The sequence below is a fragment of the Paenibacillus sp. sgz302114 genome, assembly GCF_056120345.1.
Map to the genome: position 1 here is coordinate 1 of NZ_JBVYOI010000070.1, position 298 is coordinate 298.

General features: G+C 51.3%; 1 rRNA gene. It reads left to right on the forward strand.

Annotated features, from left to right (window positions below):
- The first annotated feature begins 178 nt into the window (after positions 1–178).
- Positions 179–295, forward strand: a 5S ribosomal RNA gene (rrf, locus tag AC0LWF_RS27965).
- Positions 296–298: the final 3 nt, after the last annotated feature.

Consider the following 298-nt stretch of genomic DNA (forward strand, 5'->3'; position numbering starts at 1 on the left):
GTGAAACATTGAAGCCGAGTATTTTGGCGCAAGATGTTTCATGCCGGAGAATTCTAAGCGCTACATAAGGTGAAACTTATGAATCTTAGAATTTAAGCAAGAAACCTTCGCAAAGGTTCGTATCCAGTTTTCAAGGCGTAAGGCCTTGTATATAGAGGCTCGCTAACGCGGCTCACCGTTTGGTGGCGATGGCGGAGGGGAACCACGCGTACCCATCCCGAACACGACCGTTAAGCCCTCCAGCGCCGATGGTACTTGGACCGCAGGGTCCTGGAAGAGTAGGACGTCGCCAAGCACA